The 26,049-nt window shown below is 31.9% G+C and carries 27 protein-coding genes; 22 read left to right on the plus strand and 5 right to left on the minus strand.

Annotation, left to right across the window (positions count from 1 at the left end; all coding sequences use genetic code 11):
* Positions 1-5: 5 nt before the first annotated feature.
* Positions 6-575 (plus strand): DNA-directed RNA polymerase subunit delta, encoded by a 570-nt coding sequence (gene rpoE / locus BG262_RS04905; RefSeq protein ID WP_070787767.1) that lies wholly within the window; start codon positions 6-8, stop codon positions 573-575.
* 95 nt (positions 576-670) lie between these two features.
* Here rpoE and BG262_RS04910 read toward each other — a convergent pair whose 3' ends face one another.
* A complete protein-coding gene (locus tag BG262_RS04910) occupies positions 671-2,017 on the minus strand; it encodes an aspartate kinase (protein WP_070787768.1) in 1,347 nt (448 codons plus the stop codon).
* Between the two features lie 85 nt (positions 2,018-2,102).
* On the opposite strand from BG262_RS04910, the gene BG262_RS04915 reads away from it, so the two are divergent.
* From BG262_RS04915 to BG262_RS04970, 12 genes are all read left to right on the plus strand, one after another.
* A complete protein-coding gene (locus BG262_RS04915; RefSeq protein WP_070787769.1) occupies positions 2,103-2,747 on the plus strand; it encodes an HAD family hydrolase in 645 nt (214 codons plus the stop codon).
* A 58-nt stretch (positions 2,748-2,805) separates the two neighbouring features.
* On the plus strand, positions 2,806-3,531 hold the full coding sequence (locus tag BG262_RS04920; RefSeq protein WP_070787770.1) for an adaptor protein MecA: 726 nt from the start codon (positions 2,806-2,808) through the stop codon (positions 3,529-3,531).
* A 92-nt stretch (positions 3,532-3,623) separates the two neighbouring features.
* A complete protein-coding gene (locus BG262_RS04925; protein WP_070787771.1) occupies positions 3,624-4,748 on the plus strand; it encodes a glycosyltransferase family 4 protein in 1,125 nt (374 codons plus the stop codon).
* Between the two features lie 148 nt (positions 4,749-4,896).
* Positions 4,897-5,670 (plus strand): Fe-S cluster assembly ATPase SufC, encoded by a 774-nt coding sequence (gene sufC, locus BG262_RS04930; protein WP_070787772.1) that lies wholly within the window; start codon positions 4,897-4,899, stop codon positions 5,668-5,670.
* 13 nt (positions 5,671-5,683) lie between these two features.
* Positions 5,684-6,955 (plus strand): Fe-S cluster assembly protein SufD, encoded by a 1,272-nt coding sequence (gene sufD, locus BG262_RS04935; protein WP_070787773.1) that lies wholly within the window; start codon positions 5,684-5,686, stop codon positions 6,953-6,955.
* Entirely contained in the window at positions 6,952-8,181 is a 1,230-nt protein-coding gene (locus BG262_RS04940) for a cysteine desulfurase (protein ID WP_070787774.1), read from the plus strand. The genes sufD and BG262_RS04940 overlap by 4 nt, the downstream gene beginning before the upstream one ends.
* Complete coding sequence (gene sufU, locus BG262_RS04945; RefSeq protein WP_070787775.1) at positions 8,168-8,632, plus strand: Fe-S cluster assembly sulfur transfer protein SufU; 465 nt, start codon at positions 8,168-8,170, stop codon at positions 8,630-8,632. Before BG262_RS04940 ends, sufU begins: the two co-directional genes overlap by 14 nt.
* A 114-nt stretch (positions 8,633-8,746) precedes the next feature.
* Positions 8,747-10,156 (plus strand): Fe-S cluster assembly protein SufB, encoded by a 1,410-nt coding sequence (gene sufB, locus BG262_RS04950; protein WP_070787776.1) that lies wholly within the window; start codon positions 8,747-8,749, stop codon positions 10,154-10,156.
* A gap of 396 nt (positions 10,157-10,552) precedes the next feature.
* Complete coding sequence (locus BG262_RS04955; protein ID WP_070787777.1) at positions 10,553-11,107, plus strand: cysteine hydrolase family protein; 555 nt, start codon at positions 10,553-10,555, stop codon at positions 11,105-11,107.
* Positions 11,108-11,339: 232 nt separating this feature from the next.
* Complete coding sequence (locus tag BG262_RS04960) at positions 11,340-11,930, plus strand: hypothetical protein (RefSeq protein WP_070787778.1); 591 nt, start codon at positions 11,340-11,342, stop codon at positions 11,928-11,930.
* Positions 11,931-11,972: 42 nt separating this feature from the next.
* Positions 11,973-12,404: a DUF6037 family protein gene (locus BG262_RS04965; RefSeq protein ID WP_070787779.1), complete on the plus strand. Its 432-nt coding sequence runs from the start codon at positions 11,973-11,975 to the stop codon at positions 12,402-12,404.
* 138 nt (positions 12,405-12,542) lie between these two features.
* Complete coding sequence (locus BG262_RS04970; protein WP_070787780.1) at positions 12,543-12,722, plus strand: hypothetical protein; 180 nt, start codon at positions 12,543-12,545, stop codon at positions 12,720-12,722.
* 225 nt (positions 12,723-12,947) lie between these two features.
* Here BG262_RS04970 and BG262_RS04975 read toward each other — a convergent pair whose 3' ends face one another.
* Both BG262_RS04975 and BG262_RS04980 read right to left on the minus strand, forming a co-directional pair.
* Positions 12,948-13,598, minus strand: a complete 651-nt coding sequence (locus BG262_RS04975) for a DUF5067 domain-containing protein (protein WP_070787781.1) — start codon at positions 13,596-13,598, stop codon at positions 12,948-12,950.
* 320 nt (positions 13,599-13,918) lie between these two features.
* Positions 13,919-14,281: a DUF2500 domain-containing protein gene (locus tag BG262_RS04980; RefSeq protein ID WP_338061284.1), complete on the minus strand. Its 363-nt coding sequence runs from the start codon at positions 14,279-14,281 to the stop codon at positions 13,919-13,921.
* Positions 14,282-14,494: 213 nt separating this feature from the next.
* Between BG262_RS04980 and BG262_RS04985 the strand changes: the two genes are divergently transcribed.
* The 5 genes from BG262_RS04985 to pbp4 all read left to right on the plus strand — a co-directional run bounded on the left by BG262_RS04985 (position 14,495) and on the right by pbp4 (position 18,924).
* Positions 14,495-15,028, plus strand: coding sequence for a helix-turn-helix domain-containing protein (locus tag BG262_RS04985; RefSeq protein WP_070787783.1), 534 nt, complete (start codon positions 14,495-14,497; stop codon positions 15,026-15,028).
* Positions 15,029-15,080: 52 nt separating this feature from the next.
* Positions 15,081-15,617 carry a helix-turn-helix domain-containing protein gene (locus BG262_RS04990; RefSeq protein WP_070787784.1) on the plus strand — a complete coding sequence of 179 codons (537 nt, stop codon included), beginning with the start codon at positions 15,081-15,083 and terminating at the stop codon, positions 15,615-15,617.
* Positions 15,618-15,641: 24 nt separating this feature from the next.
* Positions 15,642-16,193, plus strand: coding sequence for a helix-turn-helix domain-containing protein (locus tag BG262_RS04995; RefSeq protein WP_070787785.1), 552 nt, complete (start codon positions 15,642-15,644; stop codon positions 16,191-16,193).
* Positions 16,194-16,256: 63 nt separating this feature from the next.
* Positions 16,257-16,787: a helix-turn-helix domain-containing protein gene (locus tag BG262_RS05000; protein ID WP_070787786.1), complete on the plus strand. Its 531-nt coding sequence runs from the start codon at positions 16,257-16,259 to the stop codon at positions 16,785-16,787.
* A 124-nt stretch (positions 16,788-16,911) separates the two neighbouring features.
* Positions 16,912-18,924, plus strand: coding sequence for a penicillin-binding protein PBP4(5) (gene pbp4, locus BG262_RS05005; protein WP_070787787.1), 2,013 nt, complete (start codon positions 16,912-16,914; stop codon positions 18,922-18,924).
* 69 nt (positions 18,925-18,993) lie between these two features.
* On the opposite strand, the gene BG262_RS05010 is transcribed toward pbp4, so the two are convergent.
* Positions 18,994-20,217, minus strand: coding sequence for a peptidoglycan bridge formation glycyltransferase FemA/FemB family protein (locus BG262_RS05010; RefSeq protein WP_070787788.1), 1,224 nt, complete (start codon positions 20,215-20,217; stop codon positions 18,994-18,996).
* 184 nt (positions 20,218-20,401) lie between these two features.
* On the minus strand, positions 20,402-21,649 hold the full coding sequence (locus BG262_RS05015; protein WP_070787789.1) for a CapA family protein: 1,248 nt from the start codon (positions 21,647-21,649) through the stop codon (positions 20,402-20,404).
* A 195-nt stretch (positions 21,650-21,844) separates the two neighbouring features.
* Between BG262_RS05015 and BG262_RS05020 the strand changes: the two genes are divergently transcribed.
* The 4 genes from BG262_RS05020 to BG262_RS05040 all read left to right on the plus strand — a co-directional run bounded on the left by BG262_RS05020 (position 21,845) and on the right by BG262_RS05040 (position 26,043).
* Positions 21,845-22,597 (plus strand): nucleotidyltransferase domain-containing protein, encoded by a 753-nt coding sequence (locus BG262_RS05020; RefSeq protein WP_070787790.1) that lies wholly within the window; start codon positions 21,845-21,847, stop codon positions 22,595-22,597.
* Positions 22,598-22,904: 307 nt separating this feature from the next.
* Complete coding sequence (locus BG262_RS05025; protein ID WP_083312910.1) at positions 22,905-24,152, plus strand: DUF3114 domain-containing protein; 1,248 nt, start codon at positions 22,905-22,907, stop codon at positions 24,150-24,152.
* A 200-nt stretch (positions 24,153-24,352) separates the two neighbouring features.
* Positions 24,353-25,285, plus strand: coding sequence for a ribonuclease Z (rnz, locus tag BG262_RS05035; RefSeq protein WP_070787791.1), 933 nt, complete (start codon positions 24,353-24,355; stop codon positions 25,283-25,285).
* Positions 25,282-26,043 (plus strand): SDR family NAD(P)-dependent oxidoreductase, encoded by a 762-nt coding sequence (locus BG262_RS05040; protein ID WP_070787792.1) that lies wholly within the window; start codon positions 25,282-25,284, stop codon positions 26,041-26,043. The genes rnz and BG262_RS05040 overlap by 4 nt, the downstream gene beginning before the upstream one ends.
* Positions 26,044-26,049 lie beyond the last annotated feature (6 nt).

Below are 26,049 nucleotides of genomic sequence, written 5' to 3' on the forward strand. Positions count from 1 at the left end.
TAAATTTGAAAATTGAAGTATTTGAAGGACAAAACAAAGATGAACTTTCTATGATTGAAGTTGCTCATGCTATGCTTGAACAAAACGGAAAAGAAATGGAATTCTCTGTTCTTGTTAATGCTATCCAAGATTATCTTGGAAGAAGTGATGCAGATATCAGAGCTAATCTTTCAACATTCTATACTGATTTGAATACTGATGGAAGCTTTATTCCACTTGGTGGAAATGTATGGGCTTTAAGAGCTTGGTATGCAATTGACGAAATTAATGAAGAGATTATTGCTCTTGATGAAGTTGATGATGAAGATCGTCCTAAGAAAAAACGTAAGAAAGTCAATGCATTTGCTGATCTTGATGACGCTATTGATTATTCTGATGATGATCCTGAAGATGACGAATATACTGAAGATGACAACTATGATGATGAAAATCCAGATGATGAAAAAAGTGAAGTTGAAGCTTATGATTCTGAATTAGCTGAAGTTGTTATTGATGACGAAAACGAAGAAGTCGAAATCGAAGAAGAAGACGATGACGATGATGACGATTTCGAAAATGACGAAGACGATAAGTAGATAAAAAATTACTAGATTCAAATTTAGAATCTAGTTTTTTAATACATAAAAAGTGTACGGTTGAATTCAACCGTACACTTTTTGAAATTATTTGATTAGAAAAATGCATTATATAAAGCAGTAATTGCCTCTTTTTCTTGCTTACCTTTTACTACAAACATGACCGAGACTTCGCTTGAACCTTGACTGAGCATTTCCAAGTTAATACCCGCATCAGATAATGCCCGAGTAGCTGTGGAAGTTACACCAATGTGTTCTTTCATTCCTTCACCAACGATTACGATTACAGAAAGATCTTTTTCTAGATGAAGTTCGTCAGGATTTAAAGTCTCATGCAATTCGGTTAAGACTTTTTCTTCAAGACTAGGTGTTAAGAAACGTGAACGAATAATTACTGACAAATCATCAATACCAGTTGGCATATGCTCGAAACGAATATTATTATCTTCAAGACTTTGTAATACTTTACGTCCAAAACCAACTTCCCTATTCATTAAATATTTAGAGATGTTAATACTTGAAAAATTACTTTCAGCTGCGATTCCTATTACTGGTCTAGAATTATCTTTTCTTTCTGTAGTAATTTTTGTACCTGGATGGTCTGGGTTATTGGTATTTTTAATTACGATAGGAACACCAGCTAGCCTTGCAGGAACGAGAGCCTCGTCATGTAAAACTGAAAAACCTGCATAAGAAAGTTCTCGCATTTCCTTATATGTTACTTCGGAAATAGACTCAGGATTTTCAATAATTCCAGGATGAGCGACGAATATACCATCTACATCAGTAAAGTTTTCATAAATATCAGCTTTAGTACCTGCTGCAACGATACTTCCGGTAATGTCACTTCCTCCACGAGAAAAAGTGCAAACTTTTCCTTTTTCAGTAATTCCAAAAAAACCTGGAATTACAAGGACACCATCAAGGTTGTTTAACTCATTAATCTTTTTATCACTCTCATCGAGCAGTCGAGCATCACCAGGTTCTTCAGTAACAAAAATTCCTGCCTCTTTAGGGTTGATATATTGAGCCTTCAAACCTTGATTATCAAAATATTCAGCTATGAGTATAGCATTGTTATTTTCTCCTGCAGCAAGAAAAGAATCATATGCAAAAATATCATTATCTACATCTAAATCAGCAAGTGATAAGATATTTTTTTTAATTTCTTCAATTATTTTATCTGACAAATTTAAATCAGTAGTTATTTCAGAGTAGCGGTCAATTAGCCAGTTTTGGCTTACTTCAATATCCCCACCATTTTTTACAGCTTCGTAATAAGCTATAAGAGCATCAGTTACTTTGGTATCCTCTGCAAATCTTTTTCCAGGTGCACTCACCACGACAAACTTACGATTAGGATCGCTTTTAATAATATTAAAAACCTTATCAATTTGTGGAGCACTAGCAACCGAAGAACCTCCAAATTTAACTACCTTCATAATTCCTCCAAATAAAAATGTATTAGGAAAATTATAACAAAATTCAGAATATTTTCAAGTGAATTTTATGCTATAATATTTAATTATGGATAAATATAAAGCAATTATTTTTGATATGGACGGAGTCCTAGTAGATACCGAACAATTTTATTATAATCGCAGGCAAGATTTTATGAATTCTCAAGGCATTAGTATTGATCATCTTAAACCTAGTTTTTTCATTGGAGGAAATATGAAGGGAATTTGGCCTAAGATACTTGGAGAAGACTATGGTAAATGGGATATTGAAAAACTTCAAAAAGATTATGTAAAACATAAGAAAAATTATCCTCTACCATACAAGGAATTATTATTTGATAATGTTGATAAAGTATTAAGTACTTTGAAAAAAGCTGGTTATAAATTAGCTTTAGCATCAAGTTCAACAAATCATGATATAGATTTAATGCTTGAGGAAAATAATCTTAGAAAACATTTCAGTATAATTTTAAGTGGAGAAGATTTTAAAGAAACTAAACCAAATCCTGAAATTTATATTACTGCAATTAATCAATTAGGTGTAGATTCACAGGATGTTTTAATCATCGAAGATAGTGAAAAAGGAATTGAAGCAGGAGTCAATGCAGGAGCCGATGTTTGGGCAATTGAGGATACAAGATTTGGTATGAATCAGTCAAAAGCTGATCTGCAAGTTAGTGGCTTATCAGAAGTCGTATCAAGACTAGTATAGATAAAATATGTTATAATATGTGTAATACCCCTAATTAAAAAATGCAAGCGAGGTCATTATGGAATTAGAAAACATAAATGAAAATACAATAAAAATAAAAATGACTTTTGATGATCTACGAGATCGTGGCATCAATTTATCGGAATTTTTAACAAACCAAGATGCAGTTGAAGAATTATTTTATGATATTTCAAGCGAATTAGATATTTCAGATAAGTTTATTGAAAGTGATGTTGTCAGCTTTCAGGTTCGACCAAATTCGAAAGGGATTGATTTAATGGTTCGTGGCGAAAAAGTAAATATGGAAGATTTGGATTTACCTTCTGATCCAGAGGAATTTACCAAGGCGTTAGAAAATATGATTAAATCAAGAGCCGAGAATGGTGATTTACCTGAAAATGTTGATTTGAATAAAGCTGCCGATATGCTATTTGGTGGAATTAATGAAAGTGATATAGATAATATTCCAATAGAGGAAGAAGAAGAAAAAGACCTTCCAGAATATACATATTTTACATTAAAGTTTAGAAATATTGATGATGCTGTAAATATGGCTAAAAATATCAATCAAAGCGTGGAAGAAAGTGAACTTTATAAATATTTAGATAAATATTATATGACTATTCTCCAAAATCAAAAATTGATGGGACCAAAACTTGTTAAAAGCATACATTCTCAAATGTTAGAGTTTGGACAAGATGAGCGAGTAACGAGGGAAACACTTACAGAGTATGGTCAGCCGTTGATTGAATACGATGCACTTGATATATTACGCCAAATGTAAAAATTCTTAAAATTGGTAGGGCAACCTGCCAATTTTTTGTTATAATGGATACTATACTATAAACGAGATAAATTTAGATTCGAGATATTAATATGCCATTTGTAATAAAGTATCTGATTGTACTGTTTTTAACTGCTACTTTCAGTTTCATAATAACACCTCTCGTTATCAGATTGGTGGAAAAAATAGGAGCAGTTGATAAGCCAAATGCTCGTAGAATTAATAAGGTTGTCATGCCCAGTGCTGGTGGACTGGCTATATTTTTTTCCTTCACACTTTCAGTATTATTATTTTTAACCTACATAGTTGGAACTATTAAAACATCTAAAGGATACTTAACTTATTTTGATTATGTATTCCCATTAGTTCTATCAAGCTTGATTATTATAATTACAGGATTAATAGATGATATAAGAGAATTATCTCCAAAATGGAAGATGCTTGGTATAGTAGTAGCAGCAACTTCAATATGGGCTTTTTCGAAATTCAGATTTGATAATTTTAAGATTCCATTTGGTGGTCCAATGCTCAATTTTCCTCCGTGGTTGTCTCTTATTTTAACTGTAATATGGATTATATCAATAACTAATGCGGTAAATATAATAGATGGATTAGATGGACTTGCCAGTGGTGTTTCATTGATTAGCCTATTCACCATGGGATTAGTCTCTTATTTATTTTTAGGGAATGTGAATGTTTATTTACCTATAACAATTTTCGTTTTATGTGCAGCTATAATTGGATTTTTACCATATAATTTTTTCCCGGCAAAAATATATTTAGGCGATACAGGAGCATTATATTTAGGCTTTATGATATCAGTTCTTAGTTTACAGGGATTAAAAAATGCAACAGCAGTTGCTGTATTAACTCCGATGTTAATTTTAGGAGTGCCTGTGACTGACACGTTTGCAGCTATAATAAGAAGAAAATTAAACAATCAGAAAGTATCTGTAGCTGACAAAATGCATTTGCATCATAGATTATTAAGTATGGGATTGAGCCATAAAGCAGCGGTTCTAGTGATATATGGTATTGCATTAATATTTTCATTAATATCAATTATTTTAAACTTTTCAGGAAGAGTTGGTGGAATATTATTGATAATTGCAAGTATATTTGGACTTGAACTTTTTCTCGAAACAGTTGGTGTTTGGGGAGAAAATCGTCAACCATTACTAAAAATATTTACAAGAATCGGAAATTCCAAAAAATAGATAGAAAAGACAGCTAAAGAACGCAAAATGTAAGATAGTTTAGACAGATTTTTTGAAAGTCTGTCTTTTTTTATTTATAATGGTGATAGTGGTTTCATAAATCATTTTAATAAGAAATTTGTTTGATAAACAAAGGAGAGGAAAGTTTATGTCAGTTTTAGAAATTAAAGATTTACACGTTAGTATTGAGGACAAAGAAATCCTTAAAGGTGTAAATTTAACAATCAATACAGATGAAATCCATGCAATCATGGGACCAAATGGAACAGGTAAATCAACACTTTCAGCAGCAATTATGGGTAATCCTAACTATGAGGTGACTCAAGGGGAAATTTTATTTGATGGTGAAAATATTCTTGAAATGGAAGTTGACGAACGTGCTCGCCTTGGATTATTCCTTGCTATGCAATATCCATCAGAAATTCCTGGTATTACAAATGCTGAGTTTATGCGCGCAGCAATGAATGCTCGCCGTGATGAAGATGATAAAATTTCAGTTATGGACTTCATTACTAAATTAGATGATAAGATGTCTTTGCTTAATATGCATGAAGATATGGCAGAACGTTACCTAAATGAAGGGTTCTCTGGTGGAGAAAAGAAACGTAATGAAATTCTTCAATTATTAATGTTAGAACCTACATTTGCAATTCTTGATGAAATTGACTCAGGTCTTGATATTGATGCTCTTAAAGTTGTATCAAAAGGAATCAATGCTATGCGTGGTGAAAACTTTGGTGCTTTAATCATTACTCACTACCAACGTCTACTTAACTATATCACTCCAGATGTTGTTCATATCATGATGGACGGTCGTGTTGTAATGACTGGTGATGCTGATTTAGCTCGTCGTCTTGAAGCTGAAGGTTATGCTGGAATTTCTAAAGAATTAGGTATTGAATATAAAGAAGAAGAAGCTTAAGGAGGCTAAGATAATGGAGAAAAAATTACAAAATTATCTTGAATCAGTTAAGAAATTCTCTGCTGAGAAAAATGAACCAGCTTGGATGCTTGAAAAACGTCTAGACGCACTTGAAAAGGCTGATGAGTTAGAATTACCAAAAATTGAACGTGTTCGTTATGAACGTTGGCCATTACTTCCAACTGATGAATTTAAAGTAGGAGATGCAGCTACATATTTTTATGAGGAAAATAATGATGGACCTCGTTTAGTTCAATATGATGAAGTAACAGTTAGTGAGGTTTTGCCAAAGAACTTAGTAGATCAAGGTGTGATTTTTACCGATATTTTTACAGCAATGGAAAAATATCCCGAGCTAGTTGAAAAGTACTTTATGACAGCTGTTAAGCCTGATGAAGACAAGTTAGCAGCAGCTCATACTGCCTTCTTAAATGGTGGAGCATTCCTATATGTACCGAAGAATGTGGCTATTGAAGAACCAATCGAATCACTTTTCTATCAAACTGGGCGAAATAACATATATTATCACCATGTTTTAATAGTAGCTGAAGCAAATAGTCAGTTTTCTTATCTAGAGCGTTTCCAATCAATGGATAACGATGATAAGATTCCTGCAAATATTACAGTTGAAGTTATTGCAAAAGATGGAGCACAAGTTAAGTTTTCAGCAATTGATCAACTTGGAAAAAATGTTTCAACTTATATAAGCCGTCGTGGACATCTATTAAAAGATGCTTCTATTGACTGGGCAATTGCAGTAATGAACCAAGGTAATGTTATCGCTGACTTTGATAGCGATTTAGTTGGTGACGGTAGCCATGCGGAAATTAAAGCAGTAGGTCTTTCATCAGGTAAGCAAATTCAAGGTGTAGACACTCGAGTTACTAACTTCGGTAAAAATTCAGTTGGTCATATCCTGCAACACGGTGTAATTCTTGAAGCTGGTACTCTTACGTTTAACGGTATTGGTCACATTATCCGCGGAGCAAAAGGTGCAGATGCACAACAAGAAAGTCGCGTTCTAATGCTTTCAGATAAAGCTCGTAGTGATGCAAACCCAATACTTTTAATTGACGAAAATGACGTAACAGCAGGACATGCTGCATCTATCGGTCAAGTCGATCCTGAAGATTTATACTATCTAATGAGTCGTGGACTTGATACTGAAACAGCTGAACGCCTAGTTGTCCGTGGATTCCTAGGAAACGTTATCGTTGAAGTTCCAGTGAAATCAGTTCGTGATGAAATGTTTGACGTAATCGATAGAAAGTTGGACACTAAATGATTGATGCCAAAAAAATTCGCAAGGATTTTCCCATTTTGGATCAAATCGTTAATGATGAACCTCTAGTCTATCTTGATAATGCTGCTACGACGCAAAAGCCTACAGCAGTTCTTGATACAATTAGATACTACTATGAGCATGACAATGCTAATGTTCACCGTGGGGTGCATACATTAGCAGAACGTGCAACTCACGATTATGAAGCATCACGTGAAAAGCTCAGAAAATTTATAAACGCAAGTTCGACAAAAGAAGTCTTGTTTACTCGTGGTACAACTACAGGTTTAAACTGGGTTGCAAAGTATGCTGAACAAATATTAAAAGAGGGCGAAGAGATTGTTATTTCAATCATGGAACACCATTCTAATATTATTCCTTGGCAACAAGCAGCTGCAAAGACAGGAGCAGTCTTGAAATTCGTCTATCTTGATGAAAACCAAGAACTTGATATGCAGGGACTTAAGGAAGCAATTACAGATAAAACAAAATTTGTATCAATTACCCATGCATCAAATGTATTAGGTGTTCTTAATCCTGTTAAAGAAATTGCAGAAATTGCCCATGAACATGGAGCGATAATGGTTGTTGATGGTGCACAATCAACACCACATATGAAAATAGATGTTCAAGACTTAAATTGTGATTTCTTCACTCTTTCAGGTCATAAAATGGTTGGTCCTACTGGAATTGGTGTTCTTTACGGTAAGGAGAAATATCTTAACGATATGAATCCAATTGAATTCGGTGGAGAAATGATTGATTTCGTATACGAGCAATCAGCAACCTGGAAAGAACTTCCTTGGAAATTTGAAGCAGGTACTCCAAACATTGCAGGAGCAATTGGTTTAGGTGCTGCTGTTGACTATCTGGAAGAACTTGGTATGGATGAAATTCATGCTTATGAGACAGAACTTGTTAATTATGTGATGCCTAAACTTAAGGAGATTGAAGGACTAGTTATTTATGGCCCAGATGATATTTCTAAAAGAAGTGGAGTAATTTCATTTAATCTAGACAATCTTCATCCACATGATGTTGCAACTGCAATGGATATGGAAGGAGTGGCAGTACGTGCAGGACACCATTGTGCTCAACCATTAATTGAGTATTTAGATGTTCCTGCTACTGCTCGAGCAAGCTTCTATTTCTACAATACGAAGGAAGATTGTGATAAATTAGTTGATGCATTAATTAAGACAAAGGAGTTTTTCAATGGCACTCTCTAGACTTGATAACTTGTATCGTGCGGTGATTTTAGATCATTCAAATCATCCGCATCATCGTGGAAGTCTTGATACAGCTACTCAAATCGACTTGAATAACCCTACTTGTGGGGATGTTATCAAACTTTCAGTTGCTTTTGATGGTGATACAATTTCAGATATCGCTTTTGATGGCTCTGGATGTAGTATTTCAACATCAAGTGCAAGTATGATGACAGATGCAGTTATTGGAAAAACAAAAAAAGAAGCATACCAATTAGCAGAAATTTTCTCTGAGATGGTTCAAGGTGTCGAAGACCCTGACCAAGAAAAATTAGGAGAAGCAAAGTTCCTAGCAGGAGTAGCAAAATTCCCACAAAGAATTAAATGTGCAACTCTTTCATGGAATGCCCTAAAAAAAGCCTTAGAATCAGGCGACGAAGGAATAGCTGTTAACCTGGAAGAACATAAATAAAAGGTGTTATGAGCACCAAAGTTGCTTGATAATTTGTCAAAGTAACTACAACCTAGTAATAAGAAATAATTTAAGTAATATATACATTAAATTATTCTAGAAAAGGAGAATCTTGTGAGTGATAAAGTAACACCAAAACCAATTGAACTCGAAGAATATAAATTCGGATTTCATGATGATGTAACACCTGTATACTCAACAGGTAAAGGACTTACTGAAGAAATAGTTCGTACAATATCTGCTGAAAAGAATGAACCTGAATGGATGCTTGATTTTCGTCTTAAGTCATACCAAGCATTTAGAAAAATGGATATGCCAAATTGGGGACCTAGTCTTGACGATGTAGATTTCGATGATATTATTTACTATCAAAAAGCTTCTGACAAACCTGCCCGTGATTGGGATGATGTGCCAGATAAAATCAAAGAAACTTTTGAAAAAATCGGTATTCCAGAAGCTGAACGTGCTTATCTTGCCGGTGCAAGTGCACAATACGAGAGTGAAGTAGTTTATCACAATATGAAAGATGAATTCACTAAGCTTGGAATTGTATTTACTGATACTGACTCTGCCTTAAAAGAGTACCCAGAAATTTTCAAAAAATATTTTGCTAAATTAGTACCTCCAACTGATAATAAACTTGCGGCTTTAAACTCTGCAGTTTGGTCAGGTGGAACATTTATCTATGTACCTAAAGGTGTAAAAGTAGATATTCCTCTTCAAACATATTTCCGTATTAACAATGAAAATACTGGTCAGTTTGAACGTACTTTAATTGTTGTTGATGAAGGCGCAAGCGTTCACTACGTTGAAGGATGTACAGCTCCAACCTACTCATCAAACAGTTTACACGCTGCAGTAGTAGAAATTTTTGCCCTAGAAGGTGCTTATGTACGCTACTCTACTATCCAAAACTGGTCTGACAATGTATTCAATCTAGTAACTAAGCGTGCTAGAGCTCTTGATAACGCAACAGTTGAGTGGATTGATGGTAACCTTGGTGCCAAGAAAACTATGAAGTACCCAGCAGTATTTCTTGATGGACCTGGTGCGCGTGGGACAATGCTATCTATTGCTTTCGCTAATAAAGGACAAATCCAAGATACAGGAGCTAAAATGATCCATAATGCTCCACATACTTCTAGCTCAATTGTTTCAAAATCAATTGCTAGAGCAGGTGGAGAAGTTAACTATCGTGGACAAGTTACATTCAATAAGGATAGTAAAAAATCAAACTCTCATATTGAATGTGATACGATTATTATGGATGATATTTCTAAATCGGATACAATTCCATTTAATGAAATTCATAATAGTCAAGTAGCTTTGGAACATGAAGCGAAAGTATCAAAAATCTCAGAAGAACAACTTTACTATCTAATGAGCCGTGGCTTATCAGAAAGTGAAGCAACAGAAATGATCGTTATGGGATTCGTAGAACCATTTACAAAAGAACTACCTATGGAATATGCAGTTGAGCTAAACCGCTTGATTTCGTATGAAATGGAAGGTTCTGTTGGATAATCTTTATAATGCTTATATAACAAGTCTCAAAGGGCTTGTTTTTTTTATATAATTACAAAAGGGGCAGAAAAGGGATAGAAATAAAAACAACTTACAAATTTAAGTTGTTTAGCTTATATATAAACTTTCGAGACATCTTCTTAGTTATATGAGAATAAATTGACAAAGTAGTTTTATAATCACTGTGGCTAACTCTATCCATAATAGTATTGACTGGTATTCTTAGTTCTGCAAGTAAATCAAAAATTTTTTTTATTTTAAAAACCTATATACTTAGCAAATTTCTCACAAGTATTGTAAATCATTTTAAGCGCCGTATAGATTCATTAAATTATTAACGAATTATTTTTTGCTATAATATATATTATATTTAGAAAGAATTGTAGGTAAAATATTATGGATAAAGCTCTTATATTAATAGATATTCAAAAAGCTTTTCGCGATGGTACTTGGGGAGAGAGAAATAATGAGTTCGCTGAGTTGAATGCATCTAAATTATTAAAATCATTTAGACAAAACAATGATATGGTCATCCATATTAATCATATAAGTAATAATCCAGAGTCGCGTTTTTACTTCAATAGTGCTGGCTTTGAGTTTCAAGAACATGTATTACCTATAGAAAATGAAAAGGTAATTTCTAAAGAAGTGAATAGTGCATTTATAGGTACTGACTTAAAAGATATTTTAGATGCAAATGGTATCAAAACTCTAGTTATTGCAGGACTATCTACGCCACACTGCGTTTCGACTACTACGCGCATGGCTGGAAACTATGGGTATGAAACTATCTTAGTAGAAGACGCTACCGCTTCGTTCTCCTTAACAGATCATAAAGGGAGAATTTTTAGTGCTCAAGAAATTCAAGATATTACTATCGCAACATTACATGATGAATTTGCGGCAATTAAATCAACTGAAGAATTAATTGGAGATTTATTTAAAAGTTAAAATTGATGTAAAATTATTTAATCTGCTCTGACTTTTATATTTTGATGAATATGAGCAGAGATAAGTATAATTGTCTTTATATTGATTACAGTAAATAAAAAATGCTGAGCAAATTAAGTTCAGCTTTTTTATATACGACCTTTCAAAAATATTTATTTAAATTTTTAATTGAAAATACGGTTTAAATCGTATATAATTATATTGAGCTAAATAAAGAATTGGAAATAATAATATGAGTATAATGAGTTTGTTTAAAAGGAAAGTTGTTACACTTGAAGTTGAAGAACATCAAAGTAAAATTCAACCGAAAGAAACTGAAATATCTCAGATAATAGAAAAATTTCATAATAAATACATGGTAAATATTAGTGATGAACTTAAAAATGAAAAGATTCATCTTGAGCCATGGAGTATCGATAAAAGTTATAGTCATTTAGATAACCATCTGGGTTATGAAGATGGGCTTGCTGATGTACCGTTAGACAGAGTCAAAGGTATAAATTCAATTCGTGGTTATGAAACTTGGTACCAAATATATGAAAAATACTATGAAACAAGGTTTGAAAGTGACAGGAAAAGTAAGCATAGTGATATTAGACTCAATAAATTTGATTCACTTATTAACTTCATAGTTGATAATGGGATTGGGGAATATAAAAAGCAAATTCTCGATAATCCACGTTTCAAAGATTATCCATACTTCATTTATATTCAAGGAGACAATACTTATTTCATAGGAAATGATGGGACTCATAGAGCGATAATTGCTAAATGGCTTGATCTTGATAATATAAAAACAATAGAAATATCAAAATACAAGTGATAAATATAATTTTAATTTATTTGAAAGATTGGAGCTGTTTATATGGTATGGGATAATTTGAAAAATCATATTTGTGGAATGAAATCATATGGTAGTAACTTCAGTGGCTTTGAATTTAAGTTTAAAAACATTCACTGCGTTGTCGTCTTGACAATAGATGAAGATGAGTTAATTATAAATCCATATGCAATTGCAAAACTATTTGTATATAAAAATTCGGATTTAAACAATTGTTTAGTTATAGAACCAACTGAAACTAATGTGCACATTGATGGCAAGGTATTTGATTTTTATAATTTCTTTGAAATTGATAACACTTATACAAAAGTAAACAATTTCGAGTGGTTAAAAAAAACATTTATAGATACGACTGATTCCTATATCCCTCCACATTATGAATCTGAAATACCATCTACTGTAGAGCTAGCAATTAGCAAAACGTTTTTAATTAATAATACTGTCGATACAGATTAGATATTGTATTTTTTAATTGCAAAAGATATAAAATGTAGAAGTATTTTTCTCTTCTTAGCAATAAAAACAATACTTATTAATTCAATGAAATATTTAATATACTATAAAATTTAAAAAACAATAGAAAGTAGAAAATATATGACTAAAGAAGAACTAAATGAAAAACTTGTAGTTGCCGAAGATGCGTTGGCAGAACTAAATGGTAAAGAACTCAATATTTTACTTGAAGATATAGGCTATAGCCCTAAAGCGATTGATATATTGCTACAGTATCAAGAGTTTGTGAAAGAATTTCGTGAAAAACTAGCTAATTTATAGTACAAAAAGTGATGCAAAGCTGACTAGATGGAAGTTTTTGCTGAAAGGAAAATATATTTATACCAAGGTTTCCGAGCTACGTTGACTATTCTCGGCCATATACTAACAGAACGGAAGTTTATGTGGCAATTTTCTACGAGTAAATATATAGATAGCACTGATAGTCTTTATTTTTTCTATTCAAAAATACCTAAAGAGAAATTGCTATCTTTAGGCATTTGTTTTTTATTGTATTGGAAAATCTTTCTTTCCGTACTGACTTCCTGTTAAACTTCCAGCGATAAGAGTAACTGGTGTTTTATCATCAGTTAATTCATAAGATACTGCATTTGAAACTTTGCCACCAGCTTTGATTTCTGACATTTCGGTTTCACTTAGCGTTTTGTCAGGATTTTTCCCATTTGTTTTAAGCTCATTGACAATATTGGGATTATTATCTTGTACGGCATTGAAGTTTAACGACCAAGCGATATAGGCACTTATTGGGGCAGAATTATCATAATTAGGATTTACATATGTATCGTACCAAAAAGCTAATACAGGTTTTTCACCGGATTCATTTCCTTTTTCGCCAGCTTTAATTACCTTATAATCAGTGATTTTTATTGAATAACTATTACCTTTTAAATATGTACCATCAAAGAAAGCATCACTTGCAGATTGAACAAAAATATCACTTTCATCCTCTTCATCAGTAGTTTTTGAAGTGGGTTCAGTAGAAGAAGACAAAGTGGCTTCCTTCTTTTCCTTTGTATCAGATATAACAGTTTCATTTTTATTATCACCAACTTCTTTAGTGCTATTATTCTTTGCCATACATGAAGAAAGTATAATTACTGATGAAATAAGGATTCCTATATTTATAATTTTTCTCATAATTTTTCAATACCCTTTTATTTTAATTATATCATGAATAAATGATAAAATAGCTATAAAATATATAATAAAAATAGATTGAGGATTCAATATTCATAAGATAATAGATTAATTAGAGATAATTTTTTATAGAAAGATATTTCTTTTGATATTGTTTTTTTAAATTTAGGTATATCTGATTATAGACTTGTTGGAGAATCAGAAATATCATTTACTAAATGGGATAATGATTTAGAAAATGTTTATAGCGAAATTTGAATAGCCGTGAAAAAGAAATAGAACAAAAAACGAGTTTACTTGCTCGTTTTTTTCTTTTATATTCAATTTTCTCTCTTAAAATCCAAAAATCTAATACCCTGATATTCAAGCATTCCAACATCACCTTCAGCAATCATACCGTAATCACTTCCTAGAATATTAAATTCAATTCGCTCCTTATTCTCAACTTCAAAAGTCACAAAATAGTTTGTTGTGGTAAGAGGTTTATTGAAGTTATTTATATTTGTTCGTTTAGCAAGCACGCGTGCTCTAGTATTGACCCGCGGTGAATTATTATTCTTATTCCATCTCATAAAACTTCGGATAAACATAAAGATAACAATTGCAAAAAAGATAACAATTGCAAAAAAGATAACAATTGCAAAAAAGATAACAATTGCAAAAAAGATTAGAATTACAATAATAGTTGTTTCATTACCACTAGAAACTCCTTAATCAACTAAAGTCTTATAGTCCTTTCGTGAAAAAAGAATTTGTATTTTAGATAATTATATCATTAAAACCTAGAAAAATATTTTTAATATATTAATTGACAAAAAAATAATTAAGTACTAAACTGTAATTGAGTAAAATACTAAAACATAGTTTAGTAATATTAATGAAGGATGGGTAAAATTATGAAAAACGTATTAGATATTTATTTGAAGGAAAATGGTACTAATCGCACTCAGTTAGCAGAGAAAACTAATATTTCTGAAAAAGCTTTAGCCAAGACATCAAAAAGAGATCCAGAAGATTACTCAGCAGATATTGTGGTAGCAATATCTCAAGAAATTGGTGCGACTCCTGGGGAGATACTTGATCGAATGCTTGTAATTCGAGATAGTGATATGCTTTATCATGCTACAAACTTTGAGGAATTTAAACAAAAGGTAGATGAACAAGAAGATGAATTTATTTTGGAAGGTGATTTCTACGATTTTGTAAAAAATATTAAAGCAAGTACATTATCAGAGCGTGAAACTATAGGATTTAATTATGGTTCAAACGGATGGGGAGATTTTGCTGCATTTGCACTTCGTAGAGTGAAAAATAGTATGAGTAATGAAAAAGAGTCAAAAAATCTTCAACAAAAGATATCTAAACTTTATAACATAAAAATTCTTAATAAAAAAGAAAGTTTATTTAGATTAAGACAGCTTGACTATTAATGATATTTATCGGAATTTAAAAGAATATAAGATAAAAAGGGTATAATGAATTATGAAAAATGTACTTGATATTTACTTAAAAGAAAATGGAACAAATCGCAATCAATTAGCTAAAAAAAGTAACATTTCTGGAAAAGAATTGAAGAAATTAACTAGAAAGGATCCAGAAAACTATTCAGCAGATATTATGGTTGCAATATCTCAAGAAGTTGGTATAAGTCCTGGACAGATACTTGATAGAATGCTTGTAATTCGAAATAGTGATATACTTTATCATGCTACAACTATTGATGAACTTATAGAAAAAGTTGAAGAACAAGAAGATGAATTTATTTTAGATGGTAGCTTCACACAATTTGTTAATAAAACAAAAAATATTATGGATTTTGAAGATAAAGCTGTTAGAGGAAATCCTATCTACCCTGGTTTTGCTACTGGAAATTCATTTTTATATCAGTTCTTAAAAAAACTTACAAGTAAAGACGATAAAGAGATGCAAAAATTAGAACAAAAAATACTTGATAATTATAAAATGAAGATTTTGAATGATCACCAAACTTTATTCAGAAATAAGATTCTAGACTACTAAATTTTGAAACAGGTGTAATAAATCATGAAAAACGTACTTGATATTTACTTAAAGGAAAACGGAAAAGACAGAAGTCAGCTAATGGAAAGACTGAATGTTAGTAAAAAATCACTGTCTGAAATAGGAAAAACTGATCCAGAAAATTATTCAGCTGATACTATTGTTGCTATTGCTAATGAAATGGCAGTAGCACCTGGAATAGCTCTTGATCGTATGTTAGAGATTCGCGATACTGATATTTTTTATCATGTAAAATCAATTGATGAACTCAAACAGAAGGTTAAAGAACAAGAGGATGAGTTTATTCTAGAAGGTGATTTTTCAGATTTGTTCAACTCACCAAGTAAGATAGAAAACTTTGAAAAAAAGTATGACTCATATTACAATAATGTTTATCCAAGAAGAAAGACGTTCCTAACAAATAGTCAAGAACTTGGGATAATATTAAAATCATTTTCTCCTACCGAAGGTATTATACATACAATGATTCTACAGGAGAAAATTCTATATCTTTATATGATTAAGATTCTAAATAAAAATCAACTATTTTTCAGACTTAGACAACTTGATTATTAATTTCCAAATGAAAATTAATAAAAAACAAGAAAATGAAATGCTTTTGAGAAAGGAGGAGTAGCTTTGAAAAATGTTTTGGATATTTATTTGAAAGAGAATAATACCAATCGATATGAAGTAGCTAAGAGGGCAAATATTTCTGAGCAGACTCTTTCAAAAGCATCAAAACGTGATCCAGAGACTTATACAGCCAAGACCTTGATTGCTATAGGAAAAGGAATTGGAGCAACTGCTGGTCAAGTTTTAGATAACTTGCTAGCTATTCGAGACAGTGGTAAACTTTATCATGCGACTAATATTAGTGAATTACGCCAGAAAGTTAGGGAGCAGGAAGACGAGTTTATTTTGGAGGGTGACTATAAAGAGCTTATTCAAAAAATTAAAACCTCAATTGATTTTGAGGACAAGTATGTTCGTAATGATTTTATTTTTCCTGTTTTTGAGTATGAAGGTTCAGCTCTTTTCAGAGTATTAAAAAACAACTCCTCAACTAAAGATGAGAAGGTAATAAAGAAGTTAGAAAAAGATATTGTTAACTCCTATAAAATTAAAATACTTAATGATTCTGAAACCCTGTTTAGACTTAAAGATTAAGGACATATTCAAATAAATTTCTTCATGCTCTAGTAATTTTGATACATTATTATTGTAATAACACTATATGATATGTACTAAAGGTGTTATAATTACCATATTGGTATCATAAGAGGAGATTCAAATGAAAAATAAAAAAAATTTAGCAATAGCTTCGGGTATTGCTATTGTTGTACTGGCTGTTGGTGGTTATTTATTTTATCAACATCAGCGTGAAGTTAAGGCACAAAATGCAAGAGAAGATGTTATCAATAAATTTGCAAGCATTTTAAATAAACAAGATTTTGAAGATCTATCAGGAATTCTGGATAAAGATAGTCTTAAAAAAATTGACTTTTCTGCTGATGAAGTTGCTGAAAAATATAAAAATGTTTATGTTGGAATTTCAGCTAGCAATGTCAAAATTAATGATCTTAAGTTTGATAAAAAAAATAAGGACAGCTTTACTTATAATTTGAAAATGAGTACATCTTTAGGGCAAATAAAAGATTTAAAGTATTCAGGTCAAGTGACGGTTACAGATGGTAAGCATGCTAAAATAAATTGGACACCATCTCTTATTTTCCCAAAAATGTCTGGTAAAGATAAGGTTTCCATTTCAATTAACCAGGCTGAGCGGGGGACAATTTATGATCGAAATAATCAGCCCTTAGCAGTTAATAGTACTCTTTACCAACTTGGAGTCGTTCCTGAGTCTTTGGGAGAAGGCGAAGAGAAATCTAAAAAGATTGCAGAAATTTCTAGTAAGTATGATATTCCTGTAAAAAATATTGAGAGTGCAATTGGACAATCCTGGGTTCAGCCTCAATATTTTGTTCCTTTGAAAACTTATTCCGTAGAACCAACAGATGTACCAAAAGGTGCTACGATAACAAAGGTTGATGGAAGATATTATCCACTTAAGGAAGCAGCAGCACAGCTAATCGGTTATGTTGGGCAGATTACTAAAGAAGATATTGATAAGAACCCTGCATTGAGTTCTGAAGGAGTTATAGGACGTACTGGACTTGAAATGACTTATGACAAGGAGCTTCGAGGTAAAGATGGTGGTAAGATTTCTATTTTAGACGAAAATGGCGAAGAGAAAGAAATTCTTATTGAAAATAAAAGGGAAAATGGTCAAGATTTTAAGTTAACTATTGACTCTGGTGTTCAAGAAACTGCTTTTAAAACTTTAGATAATAGTCCGGGTTCTTCAGTTGTCACAGAGCCTAAAACAGGTGATCTTCTAGCCCTAGTAAGTTCTCCAAGTTTTGATCCTAATAAGTTTGCGACTGGCATATCAAGTGAAGATTACAAAAAGTACTCTGAAAATGAAGATTTACCGTTCATTAGTCGATTTGCAACAGGTTATGCACCAGGTTCAACATTTAAAACAATTACTGGAGTAATTGGACTTGATAATGGCACTATTAATCCTGATGAAGCTATCGAAATTGACGGATTGAAATGGCAGAAAGATAATTCTTGGGGTTCATATCAAGTAACAAGAGTGCAAGATCATAGTCCGGTTGATCTTAAACAAGCTTACATGTATTCGGATAATATTTATTTTGCAAAAGCGGGACTTAAAATGGGAGAAGATAAATTTAGGGCAGGATTGAATAAATTTATTTTTGGTGAGGAGCTAGATTTACCAATTGCTATGAATCCAGCTCAAATTTCCAATGGAGATAAATTTGACTCTGAAATACTTTTTGCAGATACTGCATATGGGCAAGGTCAGTTACTGATTAGTCCAATTGAACAGGCAACAATGTATTCTATTTTCCCCAATAATGGTACTTTGGTTTATCCTAAACTTTTGCTTGATGCAAAAACGAAAACAAAAGCAAATGTAGCAAGTGAAAAGTCTGTTGCTATTATCAATCAAGATTTACAGTCAGTTGTGAAAGAACCAAGTGCATATGGATACCCACTTGATATTTTGGGCTATCCTCTTGCAGCAAAAACTGGTACTGCTGAAATAAAAATGAAGCAAGATGAAAAAGGAAAAGAAAATAGTTTTCTTCTAGTATATGATGCACAGGATCAAAAATACTTGGTAGTTACCTTATTTGAAGGAAGTAAGAATGGTGTAACTGCCATAAGTACTGCGAATAATCTTGTAAGTTATCTTCATGATAATATTAAATAGTAGAGTTTTAAGAAAAACAAAACTATAGATTGTCAATTTTATATTGATTCAATCTATAGTTTTTTGAATTTATTTCTTTTTAAATTTAAGTTTTTTCTGTTTTTTTAATTTATAAGCAAGTTGACTCAAAGAAAAGAATATCTTATTAACTGGAATGTCAAATTCGCCGATGGTTTCTTCAATTGTCGGATTAAAATTGCTTTTAAATTTTGTCAAGCCATCATCCAAGTTCCCCTGAATTCCGCCGATATTTGACCATCTTATCCCATTATCGTAAGCATCAGAAAATACTTTTGGATTTAGTAAATATTGTGGATAAAAGGTTTTAAAAAGATCATCCATTCCAGCGTATAACATTTCCATAGTATCGCCAAATTGAATTGACAAAATTCCTGCAATCACCATGTCCTCATCACTAATTATATTTAATGACTCCAATTCTTTAATATATTTAGTTGTTGAGTTTTTTTGTTGTTCAAGTTTAGTTAACATTTTTTTCTGATGATCTTGAGTTTCTAGAAGTTGTTTATTAATTTCTTCAAGATTTTTTTTATATTCTTTTAGTTTTTGCGGTACATTTACTTTTGCAAGATGTAGGTAAGCATCGTTACCATACATTTCCATTAAATTTTTAAAGTATTCTTTATTTCTTAATGAAATATTCTTTCTAGTTTCTGTCAAAGCAACAACATTCGAAAATTCTTCAATTTGAGTAATATCTGCTCTTTCAGTATATACTCCACGCTTACGTGCATCATTCATTAGACGCTTAGTATGTTTAGGAAATGTACTTTCAATATCTGCTTGAGTATAGACGTTTGCTTGAAATCTTGGTTGAATAGTTGCGGACATTTCTTTTGTAAGACCATGCCAAATTCCACCAAATTTTTTTATATCAGAAATTATGTTTTCAGATTCTTGGTTTATAACTTGTTCATCTCCAAGTTTAAAGGAGCTTCTTAAAATTAATGGATCAATCTTTATAAATAAAGCGTTTTTTCTTTTTCCATATTCTTTCAATGAATCTATAACAAATTTGAGCAATTTACGATTGCTATAATCGAGAATTGGTCCTCTAGGAATGTAAATCACAGAAAAATTTAGTGGTAATTTTTTTATTAGTACACTAGCGGTTCCTACCATTTTATCATTTGAATAAAAGCCTATTAATTCATTTTCCCAGTTATTTTTTACTTTCCCCCAAGTGCTTGACTGTAGAAGACATACTAGTGATGACGATTCAACAAAACTGTCGTGCTCATCTTTTTTTATTCCTACTTTATAAGTGAACATTTAATCTTTCCTTTATTTATTTAGTGATAAACTCACGTATTAATTCTGTAATTATTGTAACATAAAAGAAACATTTGTAAAGTAATTTATATAAAAAACATATATTTTAAATAAATCATTTAAAATATATTATATAAAAAATTACTCAATCAAACTGATTAAGTAATTTTGGAAGATATTATAGTTACCACTTAATGTTCAAAAGTTCCATCATTTCATTGTAGGCAGTTTCGATTCTCTTGCGTGTTTCCTCTGATACCGAGTCTGCATGTCGTCCACCATCAAGATAATCCTCTGCAAGCAAAACTTGGTAATCAAATGCTTCATAGCCTTGAGGTGTCGTCCGTTCAATTGGAGTTCTTGAAACCCAAGTTGGATGAGCTTTAACATTTTTAATAGTTGTTTTATCATCTTTCTTTTCGATATCAACATCCATGATTACACCACGTTCAGTCCATATATTTTCTAATGTTTCATACCTTTGATTTGAAAGGAGGTTTCCCATTGAGTAGATTATGAATTTTTTATCCCCATCTTTCTCAACCGTTTCTGTTGGTTCCGCAACATGAGGATGTCCGCCAAATATTATGTCTGCACCCCAATCAATCATCTGGTGATATGTCTTAACCTGATCTTCAGTGGGTGTTAGTCTATATTCTTCTCCCATTTGGGGCATAATCACAGTAATATCTGCAATTTTTTCAGCCTCCTCTATTTCTTTTTTCATCTTATCGGGATTCATATCCTTAAGGTATTTGTCATAGTCTTCCTTGCTTATACCTTCCTCAAGTCCATTAAATCCATAAGCATAAGATAAAAGGGCGATTTTAATACCATTTACTTCTTTGACTAAAATTCCATCATTATTAATATCGACACCTATATAGTCCATACCAGCTTTTTTTATTGCCTTAGCTGTGTAAACAAGACCATCAATCCCAGTATCTAATATATGATTATGACCTAGATCTAAAACATCAAAACCAGCTGACTTAATACTTCCAAGAACTTCTTCAGGTGCATTAAATATTGGGTATCCAGCTAATTCACTATTTGGGTTGATTGTTCCCTCGAAATCTCCTAAAGCAAGGTCGGCAGAAGATACAAGTGGTTTAACAAGTTCATAATCGTTGTCAAAATCATAATGTTGACCATCCCAAGCACTTCCATATACGATATCATGATAAAGCATATCACCACTTGCTGTAATCTTTGCTGTTTTTACATCAGTAACTTTACTATCTGTAATTTCCTTGTTTTCAGTTCCTGTTTCGCTAGTAGAAGTTAGACTGTTCTCAACTTTTACTTCACTTTTAGAAGCTATTTTGTTCATATTAAATAATTTACCTTGTGAATAGACAAAGCACATAGATAATAAGATGCCTAAACATACTAATATTATAATTAGTTTCCAATTAATCTTTCCACTCATAAAATCTCCTCCTTAAAGTGTACACTTAATTATACTAAAAACATATTTTTTATACAATAAGATGTTTATCGTATAAAAAATTAAACTCAAGTAAATCCTATATGGTCAGTTTTTAACTGCATACTATTCATAACTTTCTAAAATTAAAAACTCTTCTATGATATAATTAATACAGAAAATTATCAGGAGAAAAAAATGGAAGCTATTATTCGTGAAAAGTTAAAAGAAATAGAGAAAAAAGAGCAGGTTGAAATAATATTAGCAGTCGAGTCTGGTAGTCGTGCATGGGGATTTGAATCACCAGATAGTGATTATGACGTGCGCTTTATATACATAAGAAAACCAGAATATTATTTACGCTTGGATGAAACTAGAGATGTGATTGAGTGGCAACTTGATGAGACATTGGATATTAATGGATGGGATTTACAAAAGGCACTTCGTCTATTATATAAATCAAATTCCACACTATTAGAATGGTGTACTTCACCAATAGTCTATTATCAGACTGAAAAAATTGAAATACTCAAGAAAATACTTGTTAATTATTTTTCTGGTAAAAAGAATTTATATCACTATTGGCATATGGCTTCAACCAATTATAATCAATTTCTCCAAGGAAAAGATGTGAAAATAAAGAAATATTTTTATACTTTGCGTCCTCTACTAGCAGGTAAATGGGTTATTGATAGGAATACCTTTCCTCCCATGAGGTTTAATGAATTAGTAGCGGCAGAACTCGATGATAGTATGTTACCCTATGTTCAAGAGTTGTTGGAAAAAAAAGCTAATTTAGATGAGCTTGATTATGTTCCAAGAATAGATAAATTAAATGATTATATTGCTAAAAATCTTTTAACTTTAGAAGTTAAAGCCCAAATGTTATTTGATGAAAAAAATTCATGGGAAGAATTAAATAAAGTTTTTTTAGAACTAGTATTAAATTAAAATTTCATACTTTGGTCTGATGATTTAAATAAGAATATTTTATATTATGGATACATAGGAAGAAAACAGTCTTTCTATAAATCAAATCGATTCAAAGAATTAACAAACAATAATATACTCCATAGTATAAAAGTATAAATTTTTTCATAGACGAGTTTGACTCGTAAAAACTCCCTAAAAATCCCTACAGAAAAACGAGGTTAACGCCTCGTTTTTTTCTTGAATAAATTATATGAAAGGGGTATCTCTTTGACTAAATTAGCTAATTAAAATATACTGAATATGAGAAAAAAATCGGAGAAATGCCATGAAATGGGTTGAAAGATTAAAAGAAAATATTAGAATATGGTTTGCTAGCCGAAAGACTAAAATTCGTAGAATTAGAGGGCAAAGTTTTTTTGACTATGAATCTTTTGTTAGTGATATTAATGTTCAAACTCAGAAACTACTGAAAAAATATGGATGGGATAATTCAGCAATATCAGCCTATATCAAATATCTTAATAAGAAGTTAGTAGGGCTTAGCCCATCAGAAGCTGAAGTTATGATTCGCGATATATATGCATTAACAAAACAAGTTGGATCCAGACCTTATATTATTTTATATGGAGCTTCAAAAATGCCCCCTATTCAAAAAATAACTTTGGTTCTACACCATCTAGGCACTAAAGTTGATGAATTTGGTTTTCAACATTTGAATGGAAGTCATACAATTTTTTCTGAGATTCCACCGCATTCAGAATTTTTCACAATGTTCAGGTATGATGTGCTTTTATCTTTTCCAACAAAAGAAGGTTTAAATGTAAATGAATTAGGAAGGGAGATTCATTTATTTAGATCATATATTGATAAGCAAAATATCGAATTTATCCGAAATAATTTTTCTGGTGAAAATGACTATCAAAAGTTACTTGCCTATGGTAGAAAATTCAAATTACCTTTTGACTATACAACAGGTGCAAATTATCATAATAGATATATGGAGTTATTTGAATATCCACATAATATGAAGGTACAAGTGCCGAAAATAAATACTTCAAAGAAAAGAAAATTAAACAATGCTCGAATGTCTGAGTTTATAGTTGATATGGATACTGGAAAATTTGTTAGCCAGTGGGACACCTTCAAATATGGTATAGACGGGAAGATTGATTCAAATCCAGATCACTATTTGCCAGAGGAACTAGAAGGAGTAGCTAATACTGAGTCTTATAATTATGGTATTCCCTGGGGTGGTTACCGCGACATACCTACACTTTTTAGGTCAAGTCACCGTACTTTAGATATAAATCATCCGAGAGATCCTGAAATAAGACGCAAGGCAACACGTTATTGGAAAAGTGAAAATGATTTTGAACGTGATGAGGAAGCAAGTGGACGCTATCTAGATATAGTCAAAAATGAAGAGGTTGACTATATCGCTTGGATGAATATACCTGCTGATCAAAAAAAAGATACTTATAACGAATTCATCAAATACTGTGGAAATTCTCAAAAATCAAATCCAGGATTTGCAGAATTTGATAAAAATAAGAAAAATACTAAGCAGTTATAAACTACAATAAAATGAAGGCCATTATAAATAGTAAGGCCTTTTTTCAGTCTTACAATCTTGCTTTTAAATGGTCTTTTTAGTAGAATTAAGAGTACGACAAAAAAATAATCTGCCTTTAGTGTAATGGATATCACGTAAGATTCCGGTTCTTGAGATAGCGGTTCGACTCCGCTAGGGCAGATAGAAAATTTGAGGAAAATATGGAATTACAATTTTTAGGTACTGGTGCAGGTATGCCTTCAAGGCAGAGGAATGTCACAAGTATTGTGCTTAAACTTTTGGATGAAAGAAATGAAATTTGGATGTTTGATTGTGGCGAAGCAACTCAACACCAAATTCTTAATACGACGATTAAACCTCGAAAAATAAATAAAATTTTTATTACCCACATGCATGGTGATCATATTTATGGATTACCAGGATTTTTATCAAGTCGAGGCTTTCTAAGTGGTGAAGAACAAGTGGAATTAGATTTGTATGGTCCAGTGGGGATTAAAGATTATGTTATGACAAGTCTAAAGCTTTCAGCAACTCGTTTACCATATCGTATTAATTTCCACGAATTGACAGTTGAAGATAGCGGTATGATATTTGAAGACGATACTTTCCAAGTTTATATGGATGTGCTTGACCATGGAATTACATCATACGGATACCGAGTTGTGGAAAAAGATAAAGTTGGTGAGTTAGATGCACAAGCTTTAAGAGATGCAGGTGTACCTTTTGGACCATTATTTGGAAAAATAAAGAATGGACAAGATGTAACACTTGATGATGGACGAGTAATAGTTGCAAGTGACTTTATTGGCTCAGATAAGCCAGGTAAAGTAGTAACAATTCTTGGAGATACACGTCGAACTGATAATACTATTCGTTTGGCAATCGGAAGCGATGTGCTAGTTCATGAGGCGACTTATGAAGCAAAGGAAGCCAAGATAGCTCGAAATCATGCCCATTCAACTACTAAACAAGCAGCTGAAATTGCTATTGCTGCCCAAGTTAAAATGTTGCTTTTAACACATATCAGCGCTCGTTATGTTGGACCTGAGGCTTGGAGATTAGAGGAAGAAGCTAAAAAGATATTTCCAAATAGTCATGTAGTGCGTGATTTTGAAGAGGTTGAAATAAAATGAAGCTAAAAAACGTATTAATAACTGGAGCAAGTGGTGGTTTAGCAAGTCAGTTAGTTGATAAGATAGAAGCTGAAAACATTATTTTATTATCAAGAAATATTGAACCACTAGTAGAGAAATATGAAGGTAATAGTGCTATTCATCTATATGAATGTGACATTACTGATAATGAACAGGTAAAGATAATCTGTCAAAATATCTCCAAACGATTTGGAGCTCTTAACCTATTAATAAATAATGCAGGTTTCGGAGAGTTTAAGAATTTTATCAATTTTTCATACGAAGAGATTGTTGCAATGTTTGATGTAAATGTTTTAGGACTAATGAACATTACAAAACAATTTCTACCTGGTATGATTGAACAAAAATCTGGTCAAATTATTAATATCGCTTCGATGGCTGGGAAGATGGCGACTGCTCAATCTTCAATATATTCAGCAACAAAATATGCAGTTGTAGGTTTTTCAGATGCACTTCGCCTAGAGCTGAAAGATTCAAATATTTTTGTAACAACAGTCAATCCAGGACCAATAAAAACTGATTTTTTTGCAAAAGCTGACCCGTCAGGTGAGTATTTAAAAAAGGTTGATTTCATTGTTTTAAGTCCTGATAAAGTTGCACAAAAGATCGTAAATGTAATCGGTAAGAAGAAGAGAGAAGTAAATTTACCCCTAGCTATGACATTTGCTGCTAAAAGTTATCAACTTTTTCCACGCATTGGTGACATGTTAGCTGGTGGATTATTCAATCTCAAGTAGTTTTGA

Origin of the sequence: Floricoccus penangensis, from assembly GCF_001832885.1 — a bacterium.
Taxonomy (GTDB): Bacteria; Bacillota; Bacilli; order Lactobacillales; family Streptococcaceae; genus Floricoccus; species Floricoccus penangensis.